At 30.8% G+C, this 3,571-nt stretch carries 6 protein-coding genes and 1 pseudogene; 6 read left to right on the top strand and 1 reads right to left on the bottom strand.

Annotation, left to right across the window (positions count from 1 at the left end):
* The first annotated feature begins 288 nt into the window (after positions 1–288).
* The 6 genes and pseudogenes from GFJ36_RS11870 (at position 289) to GFJ36_RS11845 (ending at position 3,358) form a co-directional block, all read left to right on the top strand.
* Complete coding sequence (locus GFJ36_RS11870; protein WP_157349576.1) at positions 289–483, top strand: hypothetical protein; 195 nt, start codon at positions 289–291, stop codon at positions 481–483.
* Between the two features lie 105 nt (positions 484–588).
* Positions 589–834 (top strand): annotated as a pseudogene (locus GFJ36_RS11865) (response regulator transcription factor); the annotation flags it as partial.
* A 434-nt stretch (positions 835–1,268) separates the two neighbouring features.
* Positions 1,269–1,868 carry a hypothetical protein gene (locus GFJ36_RS11860; RefSeq protein WP_088610550.1) on the top strand — a complete coding sequence of 200 codons (600 nt, stop codon included), beginning with the start codon at positions 1,269–1,271 and terminating at the stop codon, positions 1,866–1,868.
* 64 nt (positions 1,869–1,932) lie between these two features.
* On the top strand, positions 1,933–2,244 hold the full coding sequence (locus GFJ36_RS11855) for a hypothetical protein (RefSeq protein WP_157349592.1): 312 nt from the start codon (positions 1,933–1,935) through the stop codon (positions 2,242–2,244).
* Between the two features lie 186 nt (positions 2,245–2,430).
* The gene (locus tag GFJ36_RS29965) at positions 2,431–2,652 is read left to right on the top strand and encodes an aspartyl-phosphate phosphatase Spo0E family protein (RefSeq protein ID WP_000959244.1); all 222 of its coding nucleotides are present in this window, start codon (positions 2,431–2,433) and stop codon (positions 2,650–2,652) included.
* Between the two features lie 67 nt (positions 2,653–2,719).
* Positions 2,720–3,358: a hypothetical protein gene (locus GFJ36_RS11845; RefSeq protein ID WP_242015971.1), complete on the top strand. Its 639-nt coding sequence runs from the start codon at positions 2,720–2,722 to the stop codon at positions 3,356–3,358.
* 28 nt (positions 3,359–3,386) lie between these two features.
* On the opposite strand, the gene GFJ36_RS11840 is transcribed toward GFJ36_RS11845, so the two are convergent.
* Positions 3,387–3,571, bottom strand: a 185-nt coding sequence (locus GFJ36_RS11840; RefSeq protein ID WP_157349591.1) for a zinc ribbon domain-containing protein, incomplete at its 5' end; no start/stop codon positions are given.

The following is a 3,571-nucleotide window of genomic DNA, read 5'->3' as shown; positions in this document are numbered from 1 at the left end:
TAAGAATACTTATTGTAAAAAGAATGAGGTATGGAAGCAAAGAAATAAATGACGTGAGGGTAAATAAATCGATTAAACCAATAGCAATTATCGTAGACGCTGCCGTAATCTAGGTGGCGTCTTGTTTGTTGTTAAGGAAAGATAAGGGGTGAGATGGATTTGAAGCTTAAAGACTAGATAATAATATTATTACTTTAAAATGCAGAAAGTAGACTAGTAAACAAGCTGTTTTTGTTTTTTAGCATAAGATATGATGAATCTTAAAGTTAAGAGGAGGTAATCATATTTATGGGATGTAATTGTAATTTCAGACATTGCAGAGATTGTAATAGATTTTGGAATGATTTAATGTTCTGCGGACGCAGACATAGAGATTGTGATGACCGTCGTTGTAGACGTGACTGTGACTGTGATGAATGTCGTCGTAGACGTAATCATGATCATGATCGTGATCGGGACTGTGATAAGCGTAAGGATTGGTAAATTCCTATTGGAGAGGGCTTTGAAGAAAAGCGCTCTTTTTTTGTACATGGATTTTCTGATCTTATTTGTTGAGGAAGGATAAGGACTAACAAAACAAACACAACGGATGGAAATGATGAGGAAGAGTCAGTCGAATTGAAGTCAGATGGGAAAGAGTATGGCTTAACGAAACGCGAGTTGGAGATTTTGAATCTTTTGTCTCAAGGAATCCGTTATAAAACAATTGCTTCGAAACTTTACTTATCAAATGGCACAGTTAGAAATTATGCCTCTACTCTTTATGACAAGCTAGAAGTCAAAAATCAGGAAGAAGCCGTGCAAAAAGCAAGAGATACAGGATTACTCTCGTAAGAGGGAGTGCTGTCATCTGCTAGGGGTACGTGAATTTCAGGGACCAAACTTCAAAAAATGTAATTTGAATGTCTGTTATAGGCGATTTTATAGATTCTTTAAATAATGTTTAATTTTTAATAAAGACAATCATATAAAACCCAACATAATCGATCTTATGTCGGGTTTTATAGTGAACATTAGCGTTGTAACCCTTATACATGAGGATGGCCCCCATACCCCGAATCGGTCACATATCCTTGAAACCCACCATTTAAATACAAACTGAAAAACTGAATAACTCATTATTATTTTTAAACATTTTATTATGAAAAAGTTAGAGAATTATCTTAGTTATTAAATAGATTCTGCCTATACTTTAAGTAGAGTCCAATTTATTAAATTTAAATAGTTTATATGTTCATATATAAAATTTTGAAGGGGGTATATTGTAAATGATTCCAACGTCAACATACGTGGCTAAATGGGTATTAGATGACTTAACACTTGCATCAAGACCAAATCAGGGGATCAAACTAAGTACATTTAAAAAGTTAGAGAAACTTTATGTAGAATACAGAGAAATGATTGAGGGAGATACTAGCTTTGAAATCACACATTATTTGCTAGAGTTTATCAATCCGCATAATCTCTTTGTAGTAAGAGAGGGTTACTATATATTTGATAATAAAACAATGAAATTTATTAAAGTATCGGATGATATTCATTTTTCAAATCAAAGCTTAGCGTATTGTAATAATGGAGTTGCAGTGGATTTAATAAACGGAAAAATGCATTTTTTAGAAGGGCATTATTATAAAGTTAAGACCTCATATGTTGATTTATTAAAAGGAGAAACTATCCCTGTAATGGTACTAAGTCATTTAGATAATAATGTTGGAGTATCAGTTCCTTTGACAATGTTTAATGAGGAAAGAACTTTTAAAATTTCAGAGAGTTATATAGTTGATCTTACCTCAAAAAATTGTAACAATGAGAGTGAATTTAGTGAAAAGGGAAACATAATACGATTTTTAAAACCTTCTATTGTGTAGTTAAGATATATATGTTAATTAAATTCATAATGAATTTAAGAGGGTGAAAAAATTGTCTTTTGAAATGTATACAGCCTTTCGAGGTAAAGTAATTATAAAGGATGAATATAAAGAATTGGTGGAATTAATAAGTACAGGAAACTGGGAAGAAGAGAATGACTATTATACAAATTTAAAAGGTTACGAATGGTCATTTATAGCCAATCTAAAGAATTATAGAGATACAGAATATAATGTGACACCTATTTCATTATTTATGAATTTGATATTAGAAGAAGTAGCAGAACATATGATAAAGCTGGAAGCTTGGTATGGTGAAGCTGATGAACCAGAAGAATATGTTTTTATTAATAATGAATTTATAAAGAAGTTGTAGCAGTAATGAAATATTGCTACTTTTTTATTTCTAAATACACTAAAATTATTGTTGTTGGCTTCATAAATATTCATTTATAATAGATTATGGGAAAATTCATAATGTAATAATATAGATTTTTAGTATACAAGGGCTGGGAGCAGCTCTTTTTATTTTGCTCAGGGGGAGTGTGAAAGAAAAAAGTTTATGTTAGTGGCGAAGTTAAATGATCTAATAGAGAATAAAAAATTACAATTAGTAGAATTAGTAAAAAAACATGGTTTTAGTCATACGAAAGTTCTCCATTTAAGTCAGGAAATCGATAAATTAATTAATAAATATATGATTATAAAAAAGGAACCCTATAATAGTAGGGTTCAAAGGGAACAGATACATAAAATAAATAAAGAGAATAATTTAATTATATAAGAAAATTGATACTGTAATATTGAGAAAGTGTAAAACCTTAATTAATTATTTTCGTTTGAAAAGTGATGTGATTACTATTTTCAAATTAAGAACAGATTTAATAGAGAAAGCAGTTAAACTAACTCATATAAAAGAAGACACTAATGTTAGTAAACAGGATGTCAATATTGCATTTAATTTATATGAAGAGTTACAAAAAATAGATGAACCTAAGAAAATTAAATTTTATCCTTATAATGAAAAGCAAGCCAGTGAATTCTCACTATCTGATTTCTCGAAAGACGCTAAAAAAATTACTCGTTTAAGAAACTGGGTTTTAGAAGTGCTGCCTATCATTGATTTGTATAAGCAGGTTGGAAAGTTACCCCTAACTAGGGAGAATGATGACTTTATAGAGTATCTTGAAGATTGTTTTATTACTTATATCTCAGGGTTAGAGAGCATTTGTAGTGCAACATTAGAAACAGTGATTACAAAAAAGGATTGGGAGCTTGTAAAGGATTTGTGTAATGGGATTATTGATTCTTTAAAAGAATATTATAAAGGTTTTCCGTCAAAGGCTTTTATAGAATTTCATAGAGTTTTAATAAATAACGTGTCTATACCAAATCATTTCAATCATATAAAAACACTTCAAAACTTTGACAATGAATTCCTCTTTGAACTACCCCCACTTTCACTTCGTTTAGAAGAGGGGGATTCCTAAGTAAAGAGTTCTATCGAACTCTAATTGATTAGGCTAACCCCGCAGCCCCTGCGGTTAGAAGTCTTATCGCTTCATTCTTTAGATTGATACTTGCGTTAATATCCCTATCATGGTGCGCAAGGCAAGAAGGACAGTCCCATTCACGTAGGTTTAGATTTTTAACGTCTTTATTTTGATATCCAAAACAAGAACATAATTGGCTTGAAGCAAATG

This window comes from Bacillus sp. EE-W1, from assembly GCF_009760835.1.
GTDB classification, from domain to species: Bacteria; Bacillota; Bacilli; order Bacillales; family Bacillaceae_G; genus Bacillus_A; species Bacillus_A wiedmannii.
This window is presented reverse-complemented; position numbering and strand designations above follow the sequence as displayed.